This is a genomic window from Pseudoalteromonas sp. SG41-5 (assembly GCF_014164495.1).
Taxonomy (GTDB): domain Bacteria; phylum Pseudomonadota; class Gammaproteobacteria; order Enterobacterales; family Alteromonadaceae; genus Pseudoalteromonas; species Pseudoalteromonas rhizosphaerae.
Genome location: NZ_JACJFH010000002.1, coordinates 116,796 through 142,278 on the forward strand (window position 1 = coordinate 116,796; position 25,483 = coordinate 142,278).

18 protein-coding genes and 1 tRNA gene are annotated in these 25,483 nt (G+C 40.8%); 13 read left to right on the plus strand and 6 right to left on the minus strand.

All coding sequences use genetic code 11. The annotated features are described in order from the left end of the window. The first annotated feature begins 83 nt into the window (after window positions 1-83). Window positions 84-1,331: a DEAD/DEAH box helicase gene (locus H5232_RS01150; protein ID WP_182794147.1), complete on the plus strand. Its 1,248-nt coding sequence runs from the start codon at window positions 84-86 to the stop codon at window positions 1,329-1,331. 198 nt (window positions 1,332-1,529) lie between these two features. Here the strand turns inward: H5232_RS01150 and H5232_RS01155 are convergent, their stop codons facing one another. The 3 genes from H5232_RS01155 to H5232_RS01165 form a co-directional block, all read right to left on the minus strand. Continuing rightward, window positions 1,530-2,198: a hypothetical protein gene (locus H5232_RS01155; protein ID WP_182739815.1), complete on the minus strand. Its 669-nt coding sequence runs from the start codon at window positions 2,196-2,198 to the stop codon at window positions 1,530-1,532. Further along, window positions 2,195-2,692 carry a hypothetical protein gene (locus H5232_RS01160; protein WP_182767237.1) on the minus strand — a complete coding sequence of 166 codons (498 nt, stop codon included), beginning with the start codon at window positions 2,690-2,692 and terminating at the stop codon, window positions 2,195-2,197. Before H5232_RS01160 ends, H5232_RS01155 begins: the two co-directional genes overlap by 4 nt. Before the next feature lie 239 nt (window positions 2,693-2,931). After that, window positions 2,932-3,888 carry a methylenetetrahydrofolate reductase gene (locus H5232_RS01165; RefSeq protein ID WP_145235486.1) on the minus strand — a complete coding sequence of 319 codons (957 nt, stop codon included), beginning with the start codon at window positions 3,886-3,888 and terminating at the stop codon, window positions 2,932-2,934. Between the two features lie 247 nt (window positions 3,889-4,135). On the opposite strand from H5232_RS01165, the gene H5232_RS01170 reads away from it, so the two are divergent. The 4 genes from H5232_RS01170 to H5232_RS01185 all read left to right on the plus strand — a co-directional run bounded on the left by H5232_RS01170 (window position 4,136) and on the right by H5232_RS01185 (window position 10,176). Beyond that, entirely contained in the window at window positions 4,136-7,021 is a 2,886-nt protein-coding gene (locus H5232_RS01170; protein ID WP_182830476.1) for a pitrilysin family protein, read from the plus strand. A 180-nt stretch (window positions 7,022-7,201) separates the two neighbouring features. After that, window positions 7,202-8,146 carry a diguanylate cyclase domain-containing protein gene (locus H5232_RS24595; RefSeq protein ID WP_182767235.1) on the plus strand — a complete coding sequence of 315 codons (945 nt, stop codon included), beginning with the start codon at window positions 7,202-7,204 and terminating at the stop codon, window positions 8,144-8,146. Between the two features lie 516 nt (window positions 8,147-8,662). Continuing rightward, complete coding sequence (cysE, locus tag H5232_RS01180) at window positions 8,663-9,478, plus strand: serine O-acetyltransferase (protein ID WP_149982076.1); 816 nt, start codon at window positions 8,663-8,665, stop codon at window positions 9,476-9,478. A gap of 29 nt (window positions 9,479-9,507) precedes the next feature. Continuing rightward, window positions 9,508-10,176 carry a hypothetical protein gene (locus tag H5232_RS01185; RefSeq protein ID WP_182717142.1) on the plus strand — a complete coding sequence of 223 codons (669 nt, stop codon included), beginning with the start codon at window positions 9,508-9,510 and terminating at the stop codon, window positions 10,174-10,176. A 6-nt stretch (window positions 10,177-10,182) separates the two neighbouring features. Here the strand turns inward: H5232_RS01185 and xseA are convergent, their stop codons facing one another. After that, window positions 10,183-11,517: an exodeoxyribonuclease VII large subunit gene (gene xseA, locus H5232_RS01190; RefSeq protein ID WP_182717141.1), complete on the minus strand. Its 1,335-nt coding sequence runs from the start codon at window positions 11,515-11,517 to the stop codon at window positions 10,183-10,185. Window positions 11,518-11,652: 135 nt separating this feature from the next. Between xseA and guaB the strand changes: the two genes are divergently transcribed. Next, window positions 11,653-13,122 (plus strand): IMP dehydrogenase, encoded by a 1,470-nt coding sequence (guaB, locus tag H5232_RS01195; RefSeq protein ID WP_149982073.1) that lies wholly within the window; start codon window positions 11,653-11,655, stop codon window positions 13,120-13,122. A 103-nt stretch (window positions 13,123-13,225) separates the two neighbouring features. Continuing rightward, on the plus strand, window positions 13,226-14,803 hold the full coding sequence (guaA, locus tag H5232_RS01200) for a glutamine-hydrolyzing GMP synthase (protein WP_182739811.1): 1,578 nt from the start codon (window positions 13,226-13,228) through the stop codon (window positions 14,801-14,803). Window positions 14,804-14,965: 162 nt separating this feature from the next. On the opposite strand, the gene H5232_RS01205 is transcribed toward guaA, so the two are convergent. Continuing rightward, complete coding sequence (locus H5232_RS01205; RefSeq protein ID WP_182739810.1) at window positions 14,966-15,850, minus strand: LysR family transcriptional regulator; 885 nt, start codon at window positions 15,848-15,850, stop codon at window positions 14,966-14,968. A 131-nt stretch (window positions 15,851-15,981) separates the two neighbouring features. On the opposite strand from H5232_RS01205, the gene H5232_RS01210 reads away from it, so the two are divergent. The 4 genes from H5232_RS01210 (at window position 15,982) to rimI (ending at window position 18,715) form a co-directional block, all read left to right on the plus strand. Further along, window positions 15,982-17,337 carry an MATE family efflux transporter gene (locus tag H5232_RS01210; RefSeq protein ID WP_182830477.1) on the plus strand — a complete coding sequence of 452 codons (1,356 nt, stop codon included), beginning with the start codon at window positions 15,982-15,984 and terminating at the stop codon, window positions 17,335-17,337. A gap of 479 nt (window positions 17,338-17,816) precedes the next feature. After that, window positions 17,817-17,893, plus strand: a tRNA-Trp gene (locus tag H5232_RS01215). 65 nt (window positions 17,894-17,958) lie between these two features. Next, window positions 17,959-18,267: a hypothetical protein gene (locus tag H5232_RS01220; protein WP_182739808.1), complete on the plus strand. Its 309-nt coding sequence runs from the start codon at window positions 17,959-17,961 to the stop codon at window positions 18,265-18,267. Continuing rightward, a complete protein-coding gene (gene rimI / locus H5232_RS01225; RefSeq protein WP_182830478.1) occupies window positions 18,254-18,715 on the plus strand; it encodes a ribosomal protein S18-alanine N-acetyltransferase in 462 nt (153 codons plus the stop codon). Before H5232_RS01220 ends, rimI begins: the two co-directional genes overlap by 14 nt. Here the strand turns inward: rimI and H5232_RS01230 are convergent. After that, window positions 18,701-21,382, minus strand: a complete 2,682-nt coding sequence (locus H5232_RS01230; protein WP_182717137.1) for a hybrid sensor histidine kinase/response regulator — start codon at window positions 21,380-21,382, stop codon at window positions 18,701-18,703. The two genes, rimI and H5232_RS01230, sit on opposite strands and share 15 nt — an antisense overlap. A gap of 262 nt (window positions 21,383-21,644) precedes the next feature. On the opposite strand from H5232_RS01230, the gene prfC reads away from it, so the two are divergent. Together prfC and argS are read left to right on the plus strand one after the other, a co-directional pair. Next, window positions 21,645-23,228 (plus strand): peptide chain release factor 3, encoded by a 1,584-nt coding sequence (gene prfC / locus H5232_RS01235; RefSeq protein WP_145235504.1) that lies wholly within the window; start codon window positions 21,645-21,647, stop codon window positions 23,226-23,228. A gap of 55 nt (window positions 23,229-23,283) precedes the next feature. After that, on the plus strand, window positions 23,284-25,026 hold the full coding sequence (gene argS / locus H5232_RS01240; RefSeq protein WP_182830479.1) for an arginine--tRNA ligase: 1,743 nt from the start codon (window positions 23,284-23,286) through the stop codon (window positions 25,024-25,026). The last annotated feature ends 457 nt before the right edge of the window (window positions 25,027-25,483 follow it).

Below are 25,483 nucleotides of genomic sequence, written 5' to 3' on the forward strand. Positions count from 1 at the left end.
TAGAAAGGCGCTGCAAAGCGCCTTTTTTGTTATTCGCTTTGGGCGTACAATAGCGCCATTATTTGTTACACAAAGCTAAACTTATGTCTGCGACTACTTTCTCTGAGTTAAAACTCGATCCTGTACTGCTTAATGCACTTGAACAAAATCAATATCATACCCCTACGGCGATACAGCTAAAAACTATTCCGCTGATTTTAGCTGGTCATGATGTTATGGGGAGTGCACAAACAGGAACAGGTAAAACAGCTGCTTTTGTATTACCTCTGTTACATAAATTACTTAATACACCAAGTAAAGATGAGCCAGGTACTGCTCGAGTACTTATTTTGACACCAACTCGAGAGCTTGCTCAGCAAGTCTTTGCTAGCTTTGAAAAATACGCGCAAGGTACTGATATTAAAGGCGCGCTTGCTTATGGTGGTGCCAGTATTGGCCCGCAAATTAAAGCCATGAAAGATGCACAAGTTGTAGTGGCAACGCCAGGGCGATTGCTGGATCACATAATCAAAGGCAGCATTAAACTATCTAGTGTTGATTCACTGGTGTTTGATGAAGCAGACCGTATGCTTGATATGGGCTTTATTGACGAAATTAAACGTATATTGCGCCATGTTCCCAGTGATCGTCAGACCTTACTATTTTCAGCGACCTTTGACGATAGTGTATTTGAGCTCAGTAAAAAGTTATTAAAAGATCCAAAACTTGTTGAAGTCAATAAACGTAATTCTGCGGCTGTAGAAGTTGAGCAAATCATTTACGCGGTTGATGAAGACCGTAAACGTGAGCTTGTCTCGCACATGATTGGCATGAAAAACTGGCGCCAAGTACTGATCTTTACTCGCACAAAGCAAATGGCCGATCAACTCGCCAAAGAAATGTGTAAAGATGGCTTAAAAACACAGTCAATTCATGGTGATAAATCTCAAGGTGCACGTGATAGAGCACTGCAAGATTTTAAAGAAGGTACCACTCGTGTACTCGTGGCAACCGATGTTGCAGCTCGGGGTCTAGACATAGCGTCGTTAAAGTATGTGATTAATTTTGAATTACCCTATATAGCTGAAGATTATGTCCACCGTATTGGCCGCACTGGGCGCGCTGGCGAGCAAGGCTTAGCGATGTCATTAGTCAGCCTTGACGAGCAGTGGTTACTTGAAGAAATTGAAGTGTTGCTTGATACTCGTCTAACGCCGCAGTGGTTAGCGGGCTATGAACCGGATCCAAATAAAAAGCCCAAAGATAATCGCAAAAACTCTAATAAGTCGCGAAAAGATCGAGATAAAAAACGTATTACAGGGCAAAGAGCACCTAGTAGACGCCGTAAATAAAAGCTTTCAGTTTTTAGTTATCAGCTGTCAGTAAAGCTCTAGCACGGCGCTAAAACGAGCGCCGTAGCTTTATTGTTTTATATGCTAAATTCAGTAGTCAATAGTATTAATAATAAAGCGCGATATAACTTTACTAAGCTAGAGTGCCCTCTAAAAAGATAAATTTTTAAATTAAAATCGCAGCTAAAGGTTCTTACTTCAATTTAGTGTAGTTATTTCATATGGTTTATCTGCGGATTTTTTCGTAACCATAATAAGCTTAAACCCTTTACCAAATGCATCAATTACCTGCCAGTCAATACGAACTAATGCGTCTTGAACTTTATCAGCATTGAAATCGCCTGTGGCAACAACGTAGTAAAACATCTGATCTGTTTCTGTCTCAACCTTTATTGCTCCACTAATGTCCAATGATGTATTAAACTTTTTATGGTATTCACTTAGTGTTTTACCTCGCCTTTGGCTTTTATCATGTTTATTAACATAAGGGTAAGCTGTAGCAGGAAGATTGCTAATATCCTTTTTATCAAGAATTTCCTGTAAATAACTGACGTTTGAACTTTTAGCTTGGGAGTACTGTTTTAATGCGGCACAGTTCGCTTTCAACATCTGTAACAAATGAAATTCGCTCACTGTTATATCATCAGAAGCGGTTTCTTCTACTTGTTTACAGGTAGAAAAGTGTACATTCTTCTCTGAACGTAAAGTTAAATCATAATTTAATTTAATGCTCTGGTAATCCATCACAATTTCAGATTCTAAACCTGTAAAATAATTAGTAAATAATTTAGGTTTTATTTCATTAGCAGATAATTTTGAGCAGCTAACACAGATAAATATCGATAATACTAATGATAAGTTTTTCACGGTGTCGTTACCTTTATGCTGTTAGCCGCAGATAGCTTTGCTCTTACGTAGTTATTTCTTTCTGCGCTGAGTTGAGGACGATAGCTTTCTTTAGCTGCTTTAATCCAATCTCCAGTTTTGATTGCTTTATCAAACTCAGTAAACTTCGTGACAATTTTTACTGCACCTAAGTTAAAAATCATATCAAATAATGCGACTTGTATATTTTTGTATAATTTATCAAAATCATCATAATAACCATTAGACTTTTTATATAGAGTAGAAAGCTCTCTGTAAAAAGAATCCATATGTTTGTCTAGTTGGCGTGTAATTTCTACATCTTTAATTATGAGTGTAGTAAATTGCTTATACCATTCAGCTTTATAATTTCTTTTTTGTTTAGCTATTGTTTCAAATTCTTTTTGCTTTTCTAGAGGAGTTGCAGGAGGACCCGGTTGATTGTTAACTACTTTATTCATTGGGAGCAGGGTTGCAGCTTGTTTGTTTTTTATCATATGACCTACGTCTGTGGTTACATAGCCCTGAGAGTCTAGATAAAAGTGATTAATTTTTTCTCATATTTTATAATGTTTTTAATTACTTCTTATTTCACCTGTGGATTTAATGGCATTTAAAATTCCTTTTAATAGTATTACCTAATTAGCATACAAGAATACTTAAAATTACCTAAAAAAACAACAATCATGAACACTAGTTCACTTAAAAATAATGGGCAGGCTCAAGTTTAACTCTATTAAGCAATCTGTTTTTCAGCAAGATTTAATTCCATTGTCGCTTTTAATAAGCGGTAAAGATTAATTGATGCATCAATTTCTTCTTTACGGTTGGTTAAACTTTCAATATTTAACCCCAGTGGCACGTCTAAATGCGCGCAACTTCTTAGTATTAAATCTAAGTTTTCACGGCAAATACGTACAGATTCACTCAGTGGGTTTTGCGAATCAAGCATCCGCCATTTAGTTGCATCAGGTACGGAAATTCCTAACCATTGCATAAACTCTAAGGTTTTTTCACTGCCACAGGGCGTAAAGGTTAGAATAATACGTTTAGGTTCGATACCTTGAGCTTTACAGCTGCGCGCATAACTGGTGATCAAATCCACGGTTGCTTGCGCGTTATACACAGCTTGTGAGATAAAAAATTTACAGCCTTGCGTGGTTTTTTCAAGTAAGCGTTCATGTTCATTACGTTTACTTGCGTGGCGCTCGGCAATGGTAACGCCTCCTAAAAAGAAGTCTTGAGGCTGTTCGCTTAAGACTTTATAAGCATCAGGCAGGCTTAATTTAATATCCCCGTCAGATGATGGACTACCGACTAATACTAGGTTTTTTAAATTAAACTGGTTTTTAGTTTCGCTTAACCACTGTTTAAATTCGGCCACACCGCGCTGTGCAACACTTTTATAAGTGATCACTTCTTGATGCGATAAATTACGTAGTAAGTTACTGTATTCTCGAGGATCTACCGTTTGCTTGAACGGAAAAGGGCGAGGCATCTCAGTGCGACTACTTTCATCTTGAATGTCATAAATAATCACGCCATCGTATTCAATTTCATGCAAACGAGCTAAGAGCTTTTGGGCGATAATTTCAAGCTGCGCTTTATCAGTACCAATACGTGGTGGGGTGGTACCAATTAAGTACACACCCTGATTGGTGTCTTCAATTTTCTCTTGTAGTGATAAAGCCATAATCCTCATTCCAGCTAAGTTAGTATCTATGGCAAATAATATAGCAGCCATTTAGACGTCTAGATAGATTTTTTTAGTGAAACTTTTTCAACGAAGATGAGTTTTATTCATGTTGCTCTGAATGAAGAGTTCTGTGTTACACAACTGTTTACATAATTTATTGCCTCAGGGGTCTTATATTGACTTGCTTTGTTGCATAATCGGATGACTAAAAACAAGAAATTTATTCAACTAACAAGGGATAGCAATGAAATTTAAATTATTAGCAACGAGCCTTGCGGTAACGCTTGCACTGGGCGGTTGTGCAAGTAACAGCGGCTCAAACATGGTCAAAGAGGTTGAGATTGAGCAGTCAACGGTTGCCAGTAGTAATGATCGGGTGTTCTCACAAGATTATTTATTAGAAGAGCTTGATAACGGTTTACGCGTTATGGTGGTGAAAACTGATTACCCTGATGTGGTATCACTACAAATTCCAGTCTCTGTCGGTTCTCGTAATGAAGTCGAAGCAGGTAAAACCGGTTTTGCACACTTTTTTGAACATATGATGTTTAAAGGCTCTGAAAAATATCCGCAAGATGTGTATTCTGATATTCTAAAAAATTCAGGGGTTGATAATCGCGCTTATACAACCAATGATTACACTAACTATCACTTAAACTTTTCAAAGCAACATCTTGATAAAGTACTTGAAATTGAAGCGGATATTTTTCAAAACCTGACTTATTCAGAAGAGCAATTTCGTACCGAAGCATTAACAGTTAAAGGCGAATACCTTAAAAATAATGCCAGCCCGGTTCGTAAGTTACTTTCTGCAGTACGTAATGAAGCATTCGAAAAACATACTTATAAACATACCACCATGGGCTTTTTTGCAGATATTGAAGCCATGCCGGATCAAATTGCATACGGTAAAGAGTTTTTTGCTAAGTTTTATAAACCTGAATATGTGTCATTAGTGATTGTAGGCGATGTTGATCCAGCTGAAACTATGGCTATGGTTAAAAAACACTGGGGCCAATGGCAAAAAGGCAATTTCGTTGCTGATATACCAACCGAACCAAAACAGCAAGCGGCGAAATATATACATGAACAAAACGAAGGCTTACCAGGGCATTGGTTATTAGTATCGTATAAAGGCACAGCCTGGCAGCCAAAGCAAAAAGACAGAGCCGCGCTTGATTTACTGTCACAGCTTTATTTTTCAACCAACTCAGAGCTTTACCAAGAGTTAGTGGTTGATAAACAAATTGCTAGCCAAATGTTTAGCTATAACCCTGATACCAAAGATCCCGGCTTATTACATGTTTTTGTGAAAGTTGAAAATGAGGCTGATTTAGCGGTTGCTCGTGATGCAATTAATAGCACCTACGCAAAAGCTCGCACTGAGTTGGTTGATAGCCAAAAGTTAGCTGATTTAAAATCCAATCTTAAATACAGCTTTATTAACGGCCTAGACTCCTCACAAGCTATAGGTTCAACTCTTGCCAGTTATATGCATTTTGAACGCGACCCAGAAGTCGTCAATCAATTATATGCAACGGCTGACAGCATCAGCGCACAAGATATTCAAGATATTGCTAATAAATACTTTGTCGATAGTAGCCGTACTACCGTGACTATGTCAGCGCTTGACAAAGTGGCAGACTTTGAGCAAGAAGTGGATTTAAATAGCCTTGTTGCTAGCAAGCACACAGTGCAACAGCGTCATTTTAAAGTGCTAGATAAAACCAATAGTTCGCCATTGATTGATATTAACTGGTTATTCCATACCGGTGCTGCGGCTGATCCTAAAGGTCAAAAAGGCGTAGCTGCACTCACTGCGGCCATGCTTGCTCAAGGTGGTTCACAGGCGAAGAGCTACAACGACATTAAACAGGCACTTTATCCATTGGCAGGTAGCTTTGGTTATCAGATAGATAAAGAAATGATTTCGCTACAAGGGCGTGTCCATAAAGATAACGCTGCACAATGGTATGCACTGGTTAGTGAGCAGTTACTAAATCCTGGCTTTAGAGAAGATGACTTTAAACGCCTTAAGAAAGAGCTCATCGACGGCATAAAATCTGGCCTAAAAGCCTCAAATGACGAAGAGCTAGGTAAAGAAGTGCTTTATCATAAGCTGTATCAAGGTCACCCATATGAGAGCTATAACTACGGTGATCTATCTGATTTAGAAGCATTAACACTTGATGACGTGAAAGCGTTTTATGCGAAAGAATTTACTCAAGCTAAACTAACTGTCGGTTTAATTGGCGCAGTACCTGAATCACTTAAAGCAACCATGTTTAGCGATTTAAGTGCTTTGCCTAAAGGTCAGCAAAGTCGTTTATCGATTCCTGATGCACCAGCGCTAAAAGGTCATCACGCTACAATTGTAGAAAAATCAGCGCAATCGACTGCGGTATCGTTTGGCTTCCCAATTGATACCATTCGTAGCGGTGAAGACTGGACGGCACTGTGGTTAGTTCGCTCATACTTTGGTGAGCACCGCAGTTCAAACTCATATCTTTATGAGCGCATTCGTCAAACCCGCGGTATGAACTACGGCGATTACGCGTATATTGAGTATTTCCCACGAGGTATGTTCCAGACTAAGCCTGATGCAAACTTAGGCCGCTCTGAGCAAATATTTCAAGTATGGCTTCGCCCGCTGCGCTCGAACAATGACGCTCATTTTGCAACGCGTACCGCTTTATTTGAACTTGATAAGCTAATCAAAAATGGCATGACAGAAAAAGACTTTGACGCAACGCGTAACTTCTTAATTAACTTTGTGCCGCAAATGGTAGCAAGCCAAAACCGTCAATTAGGGTATGCGCTAGATAGTGAGTTTTACAACACCGATACTTTCGTAAAGTATGTAACGAGCAAGCTTGAAAAACTGACAGTAGCTGATGTAAATCGTGTCATAAAAGAGAACTTACAAACGGATGATATTCAGTATGTGTTTATCACCGGCGACGGAAAAGATATGCAAAAGCGCCTAGCGTCAGAGCAAACATCCCCTATGGTATATAATGCAGAGAAACCAGCTGAATTAGTTGCTGAGGATAAAGTAATCGCTAATTACAAACTGGCAATACCAGCGAAAAATATTGAAGTACTTGCTGTAGATAAAATATTTCAATAAATAATTAGTCTAAAGGTTCAAAGCCCGCATATTATTAATATGCGGGCTTTTTTATGTTGTTAGTAAATAGTAACTTTATTGTTGCTTAGTATAACTTAGCTGTTTAAGTAGCTGGGGATAGAGAGAAATGCTACATTCTATCGCTGGGCAAGTAATTGCTAATATAATCTTGGAGTTAATGTGTTTGAAACTAAAGAGTTTCTAAAGCTGATACTGGACACTGTTTCAGAACATATTGTTGTGATAAATGAGTCCGGAGATATTCAGTACATTAATCAAAGCTGGCGAGCGTTTGGAAATCAAAATAACGGCTCATGCAACTTAGATTGGTATAGCCAAAATTATCTTCGGGTTTGTGAACTTGCAGCCAAAGATGATGAATATGCATATACCGCACTAAAAGGGATTAAAAGTGTTATCGTAAAACAGCAAGATGAATTTTATTTGGAGTATCCATGTAACAGTGATACTGAGCCTCGCTGGTTTATGATGCGCGTTGTGCCATTGCAAATCAAAGAGCAACGCTTCATTGTGATCAGTCATTTAAATATTACCGAACGCATATTGGCTGAGCAGCAAGTACATAAGTTAGCTCGTATTGATGGTTTAACACAAATAGCGAATAGACGTTGTTTAGATGACTTCTTACTCGAAGAGTGGAATCGATGTCAGCGACTCTCTTTGCCATTGTCATTTGCAATGATAGATCTTGATCACTTTAAAATGCTTAATGATAGCGCAGGGCATCTAGTCGGGGACGAGTGTTTACAGCAAGTTGCAAAGTTGCTGAACTCATTTTCACGCAGAACCAGCGATTTATGTGCACGTTTTGGTGGTGAAGAGTTTGCACTGGTGCTTGGTAATATTAAATTCGATGAAGCCACCGTGCTGCTGAAGCGTTTTAAAAGTGAATTAGCCCACTTAAAAATTAGTAATAATGGCGCAAATGCGAAAAATATTTTAACTGTTAGTATTGGCTTAGTCACACTGATACCTACAGCTAATAGCAGCCCAACAAAATTAATTGAAAAGGCTGACTCCTTACTTTATGAAGTGAAATATTCTGGCCGCGATGGCATGTTGGCGGTAGATGAAAGTTGTACTAGCGATAACCAAGTTCATTAATTATCGGTAGTGGTTACTTTGTTCATACTGGTAGTCGATTAATAGTTGAAGTTATTTTACAAAAACCAATGCACAGAATAAAAAACGAACATGTAAGTCTACATTTCAGTATATTTCTCATTGTAAATTCAACGATGTAAGTATTTACTGCAAACTAAAATATATGCTCACTTTGTACTTTACTACTACGGTTTTTACTTACCAACTCATCATTTATATAGACTTATTCTTCACTGGTGAAGTAGCTGCCAAGGGAGGCTATTTTGTCATATGACAGGATAACTTTCATTGATGTTTAGTTATTGAGTTTTAAAATTTATATTTTTTATAGCGACGGGTTAATTTTATCTACTGTCGTAACTCATTGTGTAAAACTATAATGAGATTATTAAAGAATGATTTTGAAATTTAGTTATATCTAATAACCATAACAAATAATCGCAGCGTTAACACATCTGACTTGAAATCCGTTAAACTGCATAAAAGCTTATCTTCGTATTAATTTAAGGCCGTCCTATGCGTCATGAAATTTGGCAACAGCTCCGCACCGAAGCAAATGAAGTCGTTACCCGTGAACCTCTGTTAGCAAGTCATGTGTATTCATGCATTTTAAATCATGAGTGCTTAGGGTCTGCGTTGAGCTTTATTGTTGCTAATAAGCTGGCAGACGCAGTGGTATCTGCATTTACTATCCGGGAGTTATTTGATCAGGCTTTTGTTGAATGTGATCGAATGCTTACTCATGTTGCCCATGATATAAAAGCCGTTAAAGATCGTGATCCCGCTGCCGATACATATTTAACTGTGATATTAAATTTAAAAGGTTTCCATGCAATTCAAGCACATCGACTCGCCCATTGCTTATGGTTACAAAACCGTAAAGAGCTCGCTCGCTTTATTCAAAGCCGTACCTCAGAAGTATTTGGCGTTGATATCCATCCTGCTTGTAAAGTCGGCCATGGTATTATGTTTGACCATGCAACTGGTATAGTGATTGGTGAAACAGCTGTTATTGAAGATAACGTCTCTATTTTACAATCAGTTACTCTAGGTGGTACTGGTAATGAAAAAGGCGATCGTCATCCGAAAATTCGCGCCGGTGTTTTAATTGGTGCTGGGGCTAAAGTGCTCGGCAATATTGAGGTCGGCGAGGGCGCCCGAATTGGCGCAGGCTCAGTGGTATTGAGCGCCGTACCACCTCACACCACGGTAGTTGGCGTGCCAGCTAAAATTGTTGGTAAACCAAATTGTCCCTGTCCAGCGCAAAGCATGAATCAAAACTTTTTAGAAGTTGAAGCTGAAAACGAATCGCACACCAGCGCAATGCTATAAATCAAAATTAACCATAAATGGAATTATAAATGAGTAATAATGGTTTGTTTTCTCGTGTGCTGGCGTTTGCTGCTGGCGTGGTTTTAACTTGGGGTTACTTTCAGTTGACCTCAAGCAAGACAACACCTGTTCATACACTGCTAACACACGAGGTTGAGCAGCAACGCAATATAATGGCGACGGACGAAACAGCTGTTGCTAATCAAGCTGCAAATTTTGCACAAGCGATTGATAGCAAAAAAATGGCCATTGCACCACAACAGCAAATGGCAGAAGAGCAACCGCTTGAGCAACAAGTGCAACAGCTCAAGCGTGAGTTACTGCAACAGCAAAAATTAGTAAAAGCTTACGAACAACAATTGCAAGCACCGTCCGATTTTGAACAAGCTTTGCTAGACAAGTTTACTGAGCAAAGTCGCAATGAAGAGTGGGCTTATCGTACCGAGACTGCCATGAAAGACTTTTTACAGATTGCTGATCTTGGCATCACCCCTGAATTGGTTAGTGCGCAGTGTAAAAGTTCGGTATGTAAATTTGAACTTGCAGCGCCAAAGGATGTAGATGATTTTGATCATACCCAATGGCGCGAACTCAACGATAAGTTGGTACAACAAGACTTTTGGCAGCAATTTAAAGTCAGTACTTCAAAATCAAGCGATCGCGATTTTTCATTATTATTAAGTACTGAGTCAGAATAACGAGCCTCAGCTGACACGAGCTTGAATTACGCCATCAGCAAGCTCGGTTACAATTAAATCACCTTGAGTTACTTGCTTAATAGACTTAATCACTTGCCCTTGCTCATTTTTAGTGATGCTATAACCACGAGCGAGTACATTGAGCGGACTTACAGATTCTAATCGGCTAGCCTGCATTGCGAGGGTATTTTGGGCACTGTGTAATTGTTGCTGCATGGTTTGTGTTAAACGCCCTTGCAGTTGCTGTAATTGATGACTTGCCTGAGTAATTTTGCGATCTGGTGAGCGCTGCATTAGTCGCGGCGTTAGATTATTTAAGCGGCGCTCATATTGATAGAGCCGATGTTGTATCGCCTGCTGTAATGCTACTGTCAATTCATCTAAACGTTGCGCTTGTTGATTTAACTGATTACGCGGGTGACATAATGTTAAACGGTGCTCAAGTGCTGTTGCAACGCTTTGCTTTGCAGATAACTGATGTTTAAACGCATTGGCTAAGCGATTTAATTGTTGTTGGATTTGATTATAAAGTTCGCTGCTATTGGGGCTAACAAGCTCTGCAGCCGCGCTTGGCGTTGCGGCGCGCACATCGGCAACATAATCGCTAATGGTGGTATCAATTTCATGACCGACAGCACTGATAATTGGTAGGTTACTGGCAAAAATAGCGCGTGCCAGTAGCTCATGGTTAAAGCACCATAAATCTTCTAGTGATCCACCACCGCGGCCTAAAATAATTACATCAACTTCATTGCGGGCATTAGCAATATTGATTTTATCAATTAATTGTAGGTGCGCGTCTTTACCTTGCACCATAGCAGGGTAGATCACGACTTCAAGTTGTGGCGCTCGACGCTTAAGTACCGTTAAAATATCTTTGATAGCCGCCCCTGTGGCTGATGTAATAACACCAACACGATGCACAACCCCAGGCAATGGTTGTTTATGGGCGGAGCTAAATAAACCTTCGGCGGCTAAGCGCATTTTTAATTCATCAAACTGTTGCTTTAGTTGCCCTTCGCCAGCAGCTTCCATGTGTTCAACAATCAGCTGATAGTCACCACGCGGTTCATACAGCGATACTCGGGCTCGAACTGTCACTTGTGCGCCATTTTCAGGGCGATAGCGTTGGCCTCGATTGTTGCCTCGCCACATCGCCGCTTTTACTTGAGCGCGATCATCTTTGAGCGTGAAATACCAATGACCAGAGGCTGGTGTAATGAAATTTGATATTTCGCCGGTTAAATTTAACGATGCGAATCCTTGTTCGAGTACGGTTCTTATTTCTCTATTTAACCTAGAAACGGTATAAATCGTTTGCTGCTGGGATGTTACGGCCATAAAGCGACTCTAAAAAGCGATGATGGGGGTATTTTATCATAAATAATTGTGAAATCTTATTTACTCGTGCCCACAACGCTGATAAAATTTGGCCGCAATTCCTTAAACAAGATCCACATGTGAGAAGTTGCCAAAATGCTTAGAATTGCTAAAGAAGCTCTTACCTTTGATGACGTACTTTTAGTACCCGGTCATTCTACTGTTTTGCCACACACGGCAAACATTTCAACTCGCTTAACGCGTGGTATCAAACTTAACTTGCCGCTAGTTTCAGCATCTATGGATACTGTTACCGAAGCACGCTTAGCGATTGCGCTAGCGCAAGAGGGCGGTTTAGGTTTTATCCACAAAAACATGACAATTGAAGAACAAGCCAAAAACGTACGTAAAGTTAAAACGTATGAAGCGGGTATTGTTTCTTTCCCTGTTACTGTGACAGCGGATTTAACCATTGCAGATGCAATTGTACTTGCTGAAGAAAAAGGCTTTTCAGGTTTTCCGGTAACGGACGCTGAAAACGGCCTTGTTGGTATTGTTACCAGCCGCGATATGCGTTTCGAAACCAAGCTTGAGCAACCGGTTTCAACAGTGATGACTAAAAAAGAAAAGTTAGTCACTGTAAAAGAAGGTGCTGCGCGTGATGAAATCTTAGGATTAATGCACGAACACCGTATCGAAAAAATCCTTGTTGTTGATGATGCGTTTAAATTAAAAGGCATGATCACAGTAAAAGATTATCAAAAAGCACAAGACAAACCACATGCATGTAAAGATGAACAAGGTCGTTTACGTGTAGGTGCTGCTGTTGGTGTAGGCCCAGGTACTGATGAGCGTATTGCTGCATTAGTCGAAGCGGGCGTTGATGTATTACTAATTGATACCTCACATGGTCATTCTCAAGGTGTTATCGACCGTGTTGCACAAACTCGTCAAACTTACCCTGAACTACAAATTGTAGCAGGCAATGTGGCAACAGCTGAAGGTGCGATTGCGCTTGCCGACGCCGGTGTTGATGCAGTTAAAGTAGGAATTGGCCCAGGTTCAATCTGTACTACGCGTATTGTTACCGGTTGTGGTGTACCACAAATCACAGCTATCTCTGATGCTGTTGATGGCCTAAAAGGTCGTGACATTCCAGTGATTGCTGATGGTGGTATTCGTTTCTCAGGTGATATTGTAAAAGCACTTGTTGCTGGTGCATCATGTGTGATGGTTGGCTCAATGCTAGCGGGTACTGAAGAAGCGCCTGGTGAAGTCGAGCTTTACCAAGGCCGTTACTACAAGTCATACCGTGGTATGGGCTCGCTTGGTGCGATGAACCAAAAAGAAGGTTCATCAGATCGCTATTTCCAAAAATCAAATCAAGCAGACAAGCTTGTGCCAGAAGGTATTGAAGGTCGTGTGGCTTATAAAGGTCCAATCGCGACAATCATTCACCAACAAGTTGGCGGCCTGCGCAGCGCAATGGGTTTAACCGGTTGTGCAACGATTGAAGAATTAAACACTAAACCTCAGTTTGTACGTGTTACTTCAGCAGGTATGGGTGAGTCACATGTTCATGATGTGCAAATCACCAAAGAAGCACCTAACTACCGCTTAGGTTAATAGCTTCAAATCTATTAAAATTACTGGGCTAGCTTCGCTAGCCCTTATTTATTATAGTCATTCAGGTAACCTGAGTGCTAGTTCTTGACTAACGAGACCCTCAATGAGCAAAGACATTCACGATTCACGAATTCTTATTTTAGACTTTGGTTCGCAATACACGCAATTGATCGCCCGCCGTGTGCGAGAAATTGGTGTTTACTGTGAACTGTGGGCATGGGACGTAACGGAAGAGCAGATCCGTGAGTTCAATCCACAAGGTATCATTCTATCTGGTGGCCCTGAGTCAACAACCTTAGAAAACAGCCCGCGTGCCCCTGAGTATGTATTCAATGCAGGCGTACCTGTACTTGGTATTTGTTACGGCATGCAAACAATGGCTACTCAGCTTGGCGGTAGCGTTCATAGCTCTGATAAGAAAGAGTTTGGTTACGCGCAAGTTGAAAAAGTCGGTAACTGTGCATTATTTGACGCTATTGAAGATCATATTACTGATGGTGGCAATGGCATTTTAGACGTGTGGATGAGCCATGGTGATAAAGTAATGGAAATTCCAGATACTTTCAAAACCACAGCTAAAACATCTACTTGCCCACATGCGGCAATGTCTAACGAAGAAAAACGTTTTTACGGCGTACAATTCCACCCAGAAGTAACCCACACTCATCAAGGCCAACGTTTGCTAGAACGCTTTGCGATTGATATTTGTGGTTGTGAAAAACTGTGGACTGCTGCAAAAATCATTGATGACGCCATAGAGCGCATTAAAGATACTGTGGGTGATGACGAAGTAATCTTAGGTTTATCTGGTGGTGTTGATTCATCAGTGGTGGCTATGCTTATTCACCGCGCGATTGGCGACCGTTTAACCTGTGTATTTGTTGATAACGGTTTACTGCGTTTAAACGAAGGTCAGCAAGTAATGGATATGTTTGGCAATAAGTTTGGCCTAAACATTATCAAAGTGGATGCCGAAGAATTATTCTTAGCGGATCTTGCTGGTAAATCAGACCCAGAAGACAAGCGTAAAGCGATTGGCCATACATTTATTAAGGTATTTGATAGCGAATCTAAAAAGCTTAAAAATGCAAAATGGTTAGGTCAAGGTACTATCTATCCAGATGTTATCGAGTCAGCAGCGTCTGCAACTGGTAAAGCGCATGTGATCAAGTCTCACCATAATGTGGGCGGCTTACCAGATGACATGGAAATGGGCTTAGTTGAGCCACTGCGTGAATTATTTAAAGATGAAGTACGTAAAATTGGTTTAGAGCTCGGTTTACCGTACGACATGCTTTATCGTCACCCGTTCCCTGGGCCTGGTCTAGGTGTGCGTGTACTTGGCGAAATCAAAAAAGAGTACTGTGACTTATTACGCCGTGCTGACGCTATCTTCATCGAAGAACTACACAAAGCCGAGCTTTACCATAAAGTAAGCCAAGCATTCACGGTATTCTTACCTGTGAAGTCTGTAGGCGTTATGGGTGATGCACGTAAGTATGATTGGGTTGTAAGTCTTCGTTGTGTAGAAACTATCGACTTTATGACTGCACGTTGGTCACATTTACCGTATGAGTTCTTAGGTCTGGTTTCAAACCGCATCATTAATGAAATCGACGGTATCTCACGCGTTGTTTACGATATTTCAGGAAAACCACCTGCGACAATCGAGTGGGAATAATTTTTAGGCCTGAAACGTCTGGCACTAACAGGCATTAAATCTTAATTAAGTCCGCGTAATTGCGGACTTTTTTTATTCGGAACATCACTGAAAAAATGCTGTGACACTTTGTTCTATAAGTCAAAATATAAGATCAGAGCCTTTCGATTGCGCAGGAAGATTTTATATAGCGTGATTGTTCATTAAGTGGCGCATTTGCTCAGTAATCCAATCTGTTAATTTATTGCTTGGGCTATCGAGTCGTTTTACTATGCCTATTTCAATTAATTGATCCGTTAAGAAGTCGGCTTGAGCTATTTTTATTTGTTCAAAAAACCAATGCGCCTTGGCGATATGCTCAGGCACGATGGCCCAGCCTTGATTCTGCGTTACCAATTCACAAATCAAATAATAACTGTCTAAATCCCAATGATCTGGGCTTAGGGCATTTTCGCGGTTTTCTCCTGAGCGGTTGCAGAGTACGAACTGACGATATTGTTGAAGTTGCGCAAGGGTCAATACATCTTCTTTAGCGAGAACGTGCTTGTTACCGACAATCAGGATTTTTCTAAAATACCCCAGAGACTGTAAGGTTAACTTGGGTGGCAAAGCACTGTTGCTAATCATAAAACCAATGTCGGCCTTTTGATTAGCAATGGCATTGGCAATGTCGTCTTGTGAGCCATTGGTAATAACCAAATGAGTGTTAGGAAACAAATCGCCTACTTGAGAAAAAATAGAATGGATGGTTTCCAGTGGTAAGGCTTCATCCAGGGCGATTCGTAACGAAATGGGCTCTTTGTTCGCAGCTGTAAGTGCTCTTGAATCTAATCGAAGGCATTGGTTAAGCACGGCTCGCGCTTCGGGAAGCATCTCTTTCCCCAGAGGCGTTAATACGGGGTATTTAGAGCTGCGATCAAATAACTCAAACCCTAAATCCAATTCTAAATTGGCTATGGCGCTACTAATTCGTGATTGTGCCTTTTGTAATTGCCTTGCTGCTGCAGAAAAAGAACCCTGCTCAGCGGCGGTAACAAAAGCCAGTAATTGATCCAATGTCCAATTCATTCCTATCTCCTAAACGGCCATTTAGCGGCTAGTTAAGCTTTTTAATCCATCCTTTAAGCGGATGGTAACTGACTTTCTTATATCTCAATTAAATATATTATGCCCGCATTATTACCTTCTGGATATTTAAGATGCAAGCTGCCCCACAAGTTCAACCGTCACAATCCGTCGCAGGCACGTTTTGGCGTTTTGCCATTCCTTCCATCGTCGCTATGTTAGTCAGTGGTCTATATCAGATCATTGATGGTTTCTTCGTTGGTCACTATGTTGGGGCAAACGGACTTGCAGGTATCAACATGGCAATTCCATTGCTTGGTTTAATCATGGGCTTTGGTTTGCTTGTTGGTATGGGAGGCGGCAGCGTGTTGTCTAAATATCGTGGCGAGAATAACCTCGTAGCCACTCAAGCAACACTCATCACAGCGCTTTTCTTGATTATTTTGATCGGCTTATTGGCCACAGTTGTGTTTATCGTTTTTGGTCAGAACCTGCTCAATATTCAAGGCGCGACCGGCGTCACCTTAGAGATGAGTTGGGGTTATGTGCAGATCATGTCGTTTGGGGCGCTTATTTCGGTTGGTGCCAGTGCCATGCCGATGTTAGTTCGAAATGACGATAGTCCAAACCTTGCGACGATCTTCATCATTGTTGGTGCTTTGACCAACATTGTCTTGGACTATGCTTTATTAGGCTATCTTGATATGGGGTTAAAAGGTGCAGCCATTGCTACCTTAATTGCTCAATTAGCCACGTGTATATTATGTTTACGTTACTTTATGTCGTCAAAAGCTAAAACCAAGCTATCGGTTAAACAACTTGATAAGACCATCGCCATTCATATCGTGCAATTAGGAGCGTCAAGCTTAGTGATGTTTATCTATTTCAGCTTCGTCATGGCGTTCCATAACATGCAATTTATGGCCTACGGAGACACCACGCAGTTAGCCGCATTTGCGATTGTTGGCTACTTAGCGAGCTGTTACTACTTCTTCGCTGAAGGCTTAGTCAGCGGATTGCAGCCACCAGTGAGTTACTACTTAGGCGCCAAGCAATACAAACGCATTAGCGAAACCGTAAAACTGGCTTTTTCTGTTACCGTTGGGTCCGGTATTGCTTTAGTAATATTGTTTAATATTTTTCCAGAAATCTTTATCAGCATTTTTACCACAGGCAATGATGCATTACTTGAAGCAAGCAAAAACGGTATTCGTTTACACTTAATGGCATTGTTTTTAGATGGCTTCTTATTCTTGGCGTCCATCTACTTCGTCGCCGTTGGTAAAAGCGGACAAGCCCTGTTTGTTTCCGTCGGCAATATGTTGATACAGTTTCCTTTCCTATTCATCTTGCCGAAATACCTAGGTATCGATGGTGTTTGGTTAGCCGTCCCTTTATCTAACATTGCCTTCGCATTGATCGTACTGCCGATGCTATTAAGCAACCTGAAAGGTTTTATGTACATGCATAAACAACAAAGTTTCGTTTAAAAAACAATAAGAAAAGAATAGTAAGGATATTTTTATATCGACGAGCGTTAAATAACTTTGGGGCAAAAGCGAGTTATGAATTTTAACAACAAGAGTCTGCATCACTTAGTATGACTTGATATGTAGCTGGTTGCTCATGTTTTGATACGCTTTAAAAGTGGACAACAAGTTGAGTATAAAAAGTGAATAGAATTGAATCTAACCGCGCTTACTACTGAAAAGAAGCATGGGCTTCGTTGTGATATGGCCGAATCATCAGTCTGGGCCAAAGCTGAACTAAAACGTCTGCGAGTAGCAAAAAGTAAAAAATGCTGAGCATGGATATATATGAAGGCTTATCCTAGTTTAGGTAAGTAATTATAAAAACGGCGAATTAGTTGGCTAATTCGCCGTTTTGTTTATTTAAAAAGCAGTTAAACTAAAAGAGTGATTTTTTTCTTTACCTTTAGCGAAACTTCTCTATAATTCGTCGTCATTGCAGGGGCGTAGTTCCAATTGGTAGAACAGCGGTCTCCAAAACCGATGGTTGGGAGTTCGAGTCTCTCCGCCCCTGCCACTTCTTCTTTACATAGCCTTGATTACTTCTTATATTGTTCCAGTTTTTAAATCTACTGAGTTTATATGCATCCACGATACGCAGCTATTTTTGGTATAGAAAACCTCGAACTAAATCAGCATTTCCGATTACAGTCTGTCGCTGAACAACGTTCTGATGCACCAAGTGCAGCGCCGCAGGTAAATATAGAGCTAAGTACAACGCTATTGGCTGATTTAAATCGCGCTATTGCGCCATTAAAAATTAGCCAAGTAGTGCAAAGCGATAAGCTTGCATGGCATGATGGTCAATTGAGCTTACCAACCCAGCAGCTTAATGCTGATAATAAACGCGCGCTATGGGCGCTGATGAGCACACACCTTGATAACCTTTGAATCTGTTACTGAATTATCCATTGATGCGTTGATGCGTGTTGAGAACGCATGTCACACTCATCCGTGGACAGTAAACACTATGCAATCATGTCTCGCTGGACGTTACTTTAATTTAGCTGCGTTTAATGAGCAGCAAATTATTGGTTTTTATATCGGTGAAAAAGCAGGGCCTGATTTTACTTTAATGGATATCTGCGTGGCACCTGATTTTCAGGGGCTGGGGATTGCCAAACAATTGCTTGCAGCGTTTATTGAATACGGCGAAAAGCATCACGCTGAAAACTTATTTTTAGAAGTACGTGAAACCAATACTCGTGCCATCGCCTTATATGAGCAGGCAGGCTTTAGTGAAATGTCGGTACGTAAAAATTACTACCCAAGTAGTGACCCATCAAAAAATGGCCATGAAGATGCTATCTTAATGGGAATGACATTACTTTTTGGTTAATGACTGTTCTTGTTGCAAGGTATATTTTATCGCTTCAATTAAGCTCAGTGCTAAATAATCACGGCGGTTGTGATCACGGCCACGTAAATTATCTTCAAGTGTGGCCGCCGCATGGTGAATATTACTAAAACCAAAACAACCAGCACTGCCTTTTAAACTATGGGCCAGCGCTCTGAGCTGTTCCCACTCACCATTATTGTATAGCTGCGTAACGTCGGTTAAATAACCTGGCAGTTTCAAGCGATAGTTGTCGTTGATCTGTTGAAATTTTTCGCTGTTTAGCAAGCTATCCCATTTATTCTGGCTGTCTTTTTCAATATTTAAATAGCTAACAAGCACACTTTCTAAGGCATCTTTATCGATAGGCTTAGCCAGTGCTTCGTCGCAACCGGCTTGCAAATAGGTGTTTACGTCATCTTTCATTACATTTGCGGTAAGTGCAATGATCGGCCCATCATAGGCTGCATGGCGGAGCATTTGTGTGGCTTCTAAGCCGCCCATTACCGGCATTTGCATGTCCATAATGATTAATTGATAGTCATTCACCAGCGCCATTTCAACAGCTTCTGCACCATTATTGGCTATATCAGGCTCAAGCCCCCATGTTTGCAGTAATAACTTGATTAGTACTTGGTTGTCAGGGTTATCCTCGGCGACTAATATATTGGCATCAAAGCTATTTTCTGCGAATGAAAGCTGTAAGTCCTTAGCGGGAGTTAATTGGCTTAACTCAGTCAGCATTGGCACTGTTTGTTGTTTATCAGCAGGTAAGTTACAGGCAATTTGCACGCAGAAACAGCTTCCTTGGCCTGGCGTGCTTGTTACATAAACATCACCACCGAGCAATTGTGCTAAATTTTTAGAAATACATAAGCCTAAGCCAGTGCCGCCAAAGCGTCGTGTTGTTGTTGTATCCGCTTGTTCAAAAGGTTTGAATACCCGTTCAACTTCTCGCTCTGACATGCCAATACCGCTATCTTTAATGGCAAATTCTATGAGTTGTAAATCACTGTTATAGGTAATATCTAATTCAATTAAACCTTGCTCGGTAAACTTCACTGCATTGCTGGCAATATTAATGAGAATTTGCTTTAAACGAGTGCTATCACTATTAATTATACGCGGTAATGGTAAGTGAAAATTGATATTGCAGTTAAGTTTTTTCTCTTGTGATAAAGGACGAATAATCGAATCAATATCATGAACTAACTGCACAATATCTAGCGGTTCTTTTTCAACTGCTAATTTTTCGGCTTCGATTTTAGACAAGTCTAAAATATTATTGATGAGTTCAAGTAAGTGTTTAGAGTTACGTAATATAGTATTTAGGTGCCAAGCGTCGCCGGTTGTATTTTGGCTGTGTAATAGCTGCTCAGTAAAGCCCATGATGGCGGTTAGTGGTGTACGTATTTCATGACTCATATTGGCTAAAAAGCGGCTTTTTAATTGGTTCGCTTGTTCCGCTTGGGCAATGGCTACCTCGAGTTGACTATTCATGGTTTCAAGTGCCTTGGTACGGCTTTCGACTTTATCTTCTAGGTGATGTTTATATTCTTCAAGTTCGTCTTGATAATGACGAATTTGGTTCACCATGTGATTAAAATCATTAAATAATACCCCCACCTCATCATTATTATGGGCAGGCAAATATACCGACAAATCGCCGTCACCTACTCGATGGCTGGCTGCCCCAAGTAACTCAATTGGGTTAAGTAGTAAATTACGTACCACAATAAAAATCAGCATCGGCAGGGTGATCACTGAAATAATCACGATCAAGGCGGTGATCAAACTGATCGCTTTGCCGGATTGATAAAGCAAGGCTTTGGGAATGGTAGAGACATAATAATAACCGCCGCTCATTTGGATGGCGTAAATCATCCGTTCAACCTTATCAATACTCGATAACTCTATGGTTGAGAGCTTACCTAGATCGGCTAAGTCGTGAATTTGTTGCAGCTCATATTCGCTAATATATTGACCGCGCTTATTGTAGTCTGAGCTAAATAATATTTTGCCATTGCTGGTCAGTAATAAATTTAAGGTATTGTTATAGGGCGCTTCTAAAATGCTGGTATTTAAAATCGATGGCTCAACATGCAACACAATAAACCCTAGTTGTTGCGGGCGTTTAAGGTAGTAATCAGCACTGTAAATACGTTGAATAAAATATAAGCTGGTAGTGCCATCTTGTTTTTGCACCATAAACTGTTGTTGGCGTAAGTTACTTTGTAAAACTTGTGAGAAAAATGGATAGCTGGTTGGAGCGGTATTTAAATTACTGGAGTAATAGGCGTCGCTTTGACCATCCGGAGAGACTAAATTTACGCTAACAATATCGGGGTAAGCTTCTGAATAGCTTGCAAATACATCCATTAGTGCGCCTAGGCGACGGGTGTAATTGCCGTTATCGCGTAAGTCATCTGCTAAAAAGTCACTTAGTACAGGGGAGGCCGAGAGTAACTTTGTAGTAGAGTGAAATGAATCGATGTAATTGAACATTTTTTGTTGTTGCTGTTCAACAAAACGGCTAACAATGAGCTCGGCTTGTTTTTGTGTGGAGCTGGTAACGTTGGTGAGAGTAAAGCCACCTAAAAACAATAACGGTAAAATCACCAAAGGCGTGATATACCATAATAATCTTATACTTAACTTACTTGTTCTCATACCCAAACAAAATATCCTCCATGTAATCTATCAATAGTATGCGTTAGCGTAAAATTACACAAGTTTAGTGCGTTCGCTGCAGCAAACGGGTTGAGCTGATTTTAAACCAAGTTATCGGCTAATTACTTGCAATCGTTGCTTTTTTGGCTAAGACAAACAAGGTATAATGTGACTAATTCTATTTTATATTTACAGTGCGTAGCGAAGACCTGTGCTTAGGTTTGTTTTTGGTTGCGCCTTGTTATGACTTAAAGCGGCTTACATGTCTAATTTATTAAACGAAATCAATACGCGACGCACGTTCGCGATCATCTCGCATCCGGATGCTGGTAAAACTACCATCACCGAAAAAGTACTGTTGTTCGGACAAGCTATTCAAAAAGCGGGTACCGTTAAAGGCCGTGGCTCTAATCAACATGCCAAGTCTGACTGGATGGAAATGGAAAAAGAGCGTGGTATCTCGGTCACGACCTCTGTTATGCAATTCCCATATAATAAAGCGCTAGTAAACCTACTTGATACCCCAGGACATGAAGATTTCTCTGAAGATACTTATCGTACCTTAACTGCGGTCGATTCATGTTTGATGGTGATCGATGCGGCTAAAGGTGTTGAAGATCGTACTCGTAAATTAATGGAAGTAACGCGCCTACGTACCACGCCAATTGTCACATTTATGAATAAATGTGACCGCGATATTCGTGATCCGATGGAGTTGTTAGACGAAGTTGAAACAGAGCTAAATATAGCTTGTGCACCGATCACATGGCCAATTGGCTGTGGTAAAGAGTTTAAAGGTGTTTATCATATTCACCGCGGCGAGACCTTGTTATACAAAACCGGCCAAGGTCATACTATTCAAGAAGTACGCAGCATTAAAGGGCTTGATAATCCTGAGCTTGATGCAGCGATTGGCGATGAGCTTGCTGGGCAACTGCGTGAAGAGTTAGAACTTGTTATTGGTGCATCGCACGAATTTGATTTAGAGCTATTTTTAGCGGGTGAGTTATCACCAGTGTACTTTGGTACTGCGCTTGGTAACTTTGGTGTTGATCATGTGCTTGATGGCCTAACTGAGTGGGCACCAACGCCATTACCGCGTGAAACAGAAGACCGTACTGTTGTTGCAACAGAAGAGAACTTCACTGGTTTCGTATTTAAAATTCAAGCGAATATGGACCCTAAGCACCGTGACCGTATTGCGTTTATGCGTATTGTGTCGGGTAAATACAGCCAAGGCATGAAAATGAACCATGTGCGTATAGGTAAACAAGTCAGTATTTCTGATGCGGTAACCTTTATGGCGGGTGATCGTGAGCGTGCAGGTGATGCTTTTGCAGGTGATATTATTGGTTTACATAACCACGGTACGATCCAGATAGGTGATACCTTCACACAAGGTGAAAAGCTTAAATTTACTGGTATTCCAAACTTTGCGCCGGAATTATTCCGCCGCATTCGTCTGCGTGATCCACTTAAACAAAAGCAATTATTAAAAGGCTTGGTGCAGCTATCTGAAGAAGGTGCAGTACAAGTATTTAGACCGCTTATTAATAACGACTTAATTGTAGGCGCGGTTGGTATATTGCAGTTTGATGTGGTTGTAGCGCGTTTGAAAGCAGAATATAACGTAGATGCTTTATACGAAAGCGTAAATGTAAATACCGCACGTTGGGTAAGTTCGACTGACGTTAAAAAGTTTGAAGATTTTAAACGTAAATGCGAAAGCAACTTAGCGCTTGATGGCGGCGATAATTTAACTTACATCGCGCCGAGTCGTGTAAATCTTAACTTATCAATTGAGCGCTATCCAGAAGTGACATTTAACCACACGCGTGAAAATTAGACTCAAATTTTAATTTAAAGCCCGCTAACGCGGGCTGGTAAAGGTAATAAATTACATGAATATTCGTACCCTACTAATTGAAAGAGCCATCGCAGCCATGACTGGCGCTGGCTTACCAGCAGATACTAACCCTGCGGTAACACAGAGTACCCGCCCACAATTTGGTGACTACCAAATTAATGGTGCAATGGGCGCTGCTAAAAAAATGAAAAGCAACCCGCGAGAGCTTGCACAACAAATTATTGATCACTTAGATGTAAGTGATATCGCAGATAAAACAGAAATTGCCGGCCCTGGTTTTATCAATATTCACCTAAAACCTGAGTTTTTAGCGCAAAGCTTAAAAGCGGCAAACCAAGATGCAAAGCTGGCTGTTGCTGAGCATGCACAACCGCAAAAAGTAGTGGTTGATTACTCATCACCTAATCTTGCTAAAGAAATGCACGTTGGGCATTTACGTTCAACGATCATTGGCGATGCAGTAGTACGCGCACTGGAGTTTCGTGGCGACACAGTTATTCGTCAAAACCATATGGGCGATTGGGGCACGCAATTTGGTATGCTGATTGCGCATCTGGAAGATCAAATCAGCCAAGGTGTTGATTTAGATTCTGTGGCACTTGCTGATCTAGAAACCTTCTACCGCGACGCTAAAAAGCGTTTTGATGATGAAGACGGTTTTGCAGATAAAGCGCGTGATTACGTAGTAAAACTACAAGGTGGCGACGCGCATTGTGAAAAACTATGGAAGTTGTTTATCGCAACCTCGGTAAAGCATTCTGAAGAAGTATACAAACGCTTAAATGTAACGCTTACACCAGACGACATCATGGCTGAAAGTGCTTATAACAGTGAACTGAACAATATCATTAAGTTATTACAAGATAAGAATATTGCTGTTGAGTCACAAGGCGCACAGGTGGTATTTTTAGATGAGCTGGCAAATAAAGATGGTGAGCCATCAGTGTTTATCGTGCAAAAATCAGGTGGCGGTTTCTTATACGCAACCACCGATTTAGCCGCCTGTGATTACCGTTCAAACAAGTTAGGCGCAGCCCGCATTTTAATTTTTGTTGATGCGCGTCAAAGCCTACACTTCAATCAAGTAGAGCTTACTGCACGTAAAGCCGGTTTACTACGCGATGAAACTAGCTACGAATTTTGCCCATTTGGCACCATGATGGGTGAAGACGGCAAACCATTTAAAACGCGTACAGGTGGCACGGTAAAACTTGCTGATTTACTTGAAGAGTCAATCACTCGAGCTGCTGCTAAGCTTGCTGAACGTGAGTCTGACTTAACTGATGAAGAGCGCAGTGAAATTGCCCGTAAAGTAGGTATTGGCGCAGTTAAATATGCAGACCTTTCTAAGCACCGAACCAGTGATTACATTTTCAACTGGGACAGTATGCTTAGCTTTGAAGGGGCAACAGCACCTTACTTACAATATGCTTATACTCGTATACGCAGTATTTTCCGTAAATCAGGCGAAGACGCAGCAAGCTTAAACGCAGATGTCGCTATTGTTGAACCGCAAGAAAAAACCCTTGCACTTAAACTACTGCAATTAGAAGAAGTACTTGATCAAATGATCAGTGAGGCAACACCGCACGTATTATGTAGTTACCTATACGAGCTTGCCAGCCTATACATGACCTTCTACGAAGCTTGCCCAGTACTTAAAGAAGGCGTAGAGCCAAGTGTACGCGATAGCCGTTTAGTGCTGTGTAATTTGGTAGCGGATACGCTGAAAACGGGCCTAGATCTTTTAGGCATCGAAGTCATGGAGCAAATGTAATCACCGTCGTATTTTAATCTAATACTGCGTTGTCCACTCGACTGACCCTAATCACATACAAATACGTATGCTCATAGGGATAAGTCGAGTGTCCGCCTTATCTTAGACTAAACTACTTAGGTGAACGTCTGCTGCGTGTAGTTCGCTTTAGCTGCGTTAATGAGTTTATTTAGCCTAAGTCACATACAAAATACGTATGCTCCTTGGCATAAATAAACTCACTGCCTTGCTAGCGCTCCTACACTTGCAGATGTGTAGTTTGGCACTTAGTTACTGACCCTAATCACATACAAGAGCGTATGCTCATAGGGATAAGTCGAGTGTCCGCCTTATCTTAGACTAAACTACTTAGGTGAACGTCTGCTGTGTGTAGTTCGCTTTAGCTGCGTTAATGAGTTTATTTAGCCTAAGTCACATACAAAAGTGACAAGGTACTAGGAAGAAATAGGCCCTAGGC

Bases quoted from the DNA above. Each gene is read 5' to 3' on its own strand.
- H5232_RS01165 (WP_145235486.1), bottom strand. From the start codon at position 3,888: ATGGCTTTATCACTACAAGAGAAAATTGAAGACACCAATCAGGGTGTG.
- guaA (WP_182739811.1), top strand. From the start codon at position 13,226: ATGAGCAAAGACATTCACGATTCACGAATTCTTATTTTAGACTTTGGT.
- guaB (WP_149982073.1), top strand. From the start codon at position 11,653: ATGCTTAGAATTGCTAAAGAAGCTCTTACCTTTGATGACGTACTTTTA.
- H5232_RS01150 (WP_182794147.1), top strand. From the start codon at position 84: ATGTCTGCGACTACTTTCTCTGAGTTAAAACTCGATCCTGTACTGCTT.
- H5232_RS01170 (WP_182830476.1), top strand. From the start codon at position 4,136: ATGAAATTTAAATTATTAGCAACGAGCCTTGCGGTAACGCTTGCACTG.
- H5232_RS01220 (WP_182739808.1), top strand. From the start codon at position 17,959: ATGCATCCACGATACGCAGCTATTTTTGGTATAGAAAACCTCGAACTA.
- H5232_RS01205 (WP_182739810.1), bottom strand. From the start codon at position 15,850: ATGAATTGGACATTGGATCAATTACTGGCTTTTGTTACCGCCGCTGAG.
- cysE (WP_149982076.1), top strand. From the start codon at position 8,663: ATGCGTCATGAAATTTGGCAACAGCTCCGCACCGAAGCAAATGAAGTC.
- prfC (WP_145235504.1), top strand. From the start codon at position 21,645: ATGTCTAATTTATTAAACGAAATCAATACGCGACGCACGTTCGCGATC.
- argS (WP_182830479.1), top strand. From the start codon at position 23,284: ATGAATATTCGTACCCTACTAATTGAAAGAGCCATCGCAGCCATGACT.
- H5232_RS01210 (WP_182830477.1), top strand. From the start codon at position 15,982: ATGCAAGCTGCCCCACAAGTTCAACCGTCACAATCCGTCGCAGGCACG.
- H5232_RS01230 (WP_182717137.1), bottom strand. From the start codon at position 21,382: ATGAGAACAAGTAAGTTAAGTATAAGATTATTATGGTATATCACGCCT.
- xseA (WP_182717141.1), bottom strand. From the start codon at position 11,517: ATGGCCGTAACATCCCAGCAGCAAACGATTTATACCGTTTCTAGGTTA.
- H5232_RS01160 (WP_182767237.1), bottom strand. From the start codon at position 2,692: ATGATAAAAAACAAACAAGCTGCAACCCTGCTCCCAATGAATAAAGTA.
- H5232_RS01185 (WP_182717142.1), top strand. From the start codon at position 9,508: ATGAGTAATAATGGTTTGTTTTCTCGTGTGCTGGCGTTTGCTGCTGGC.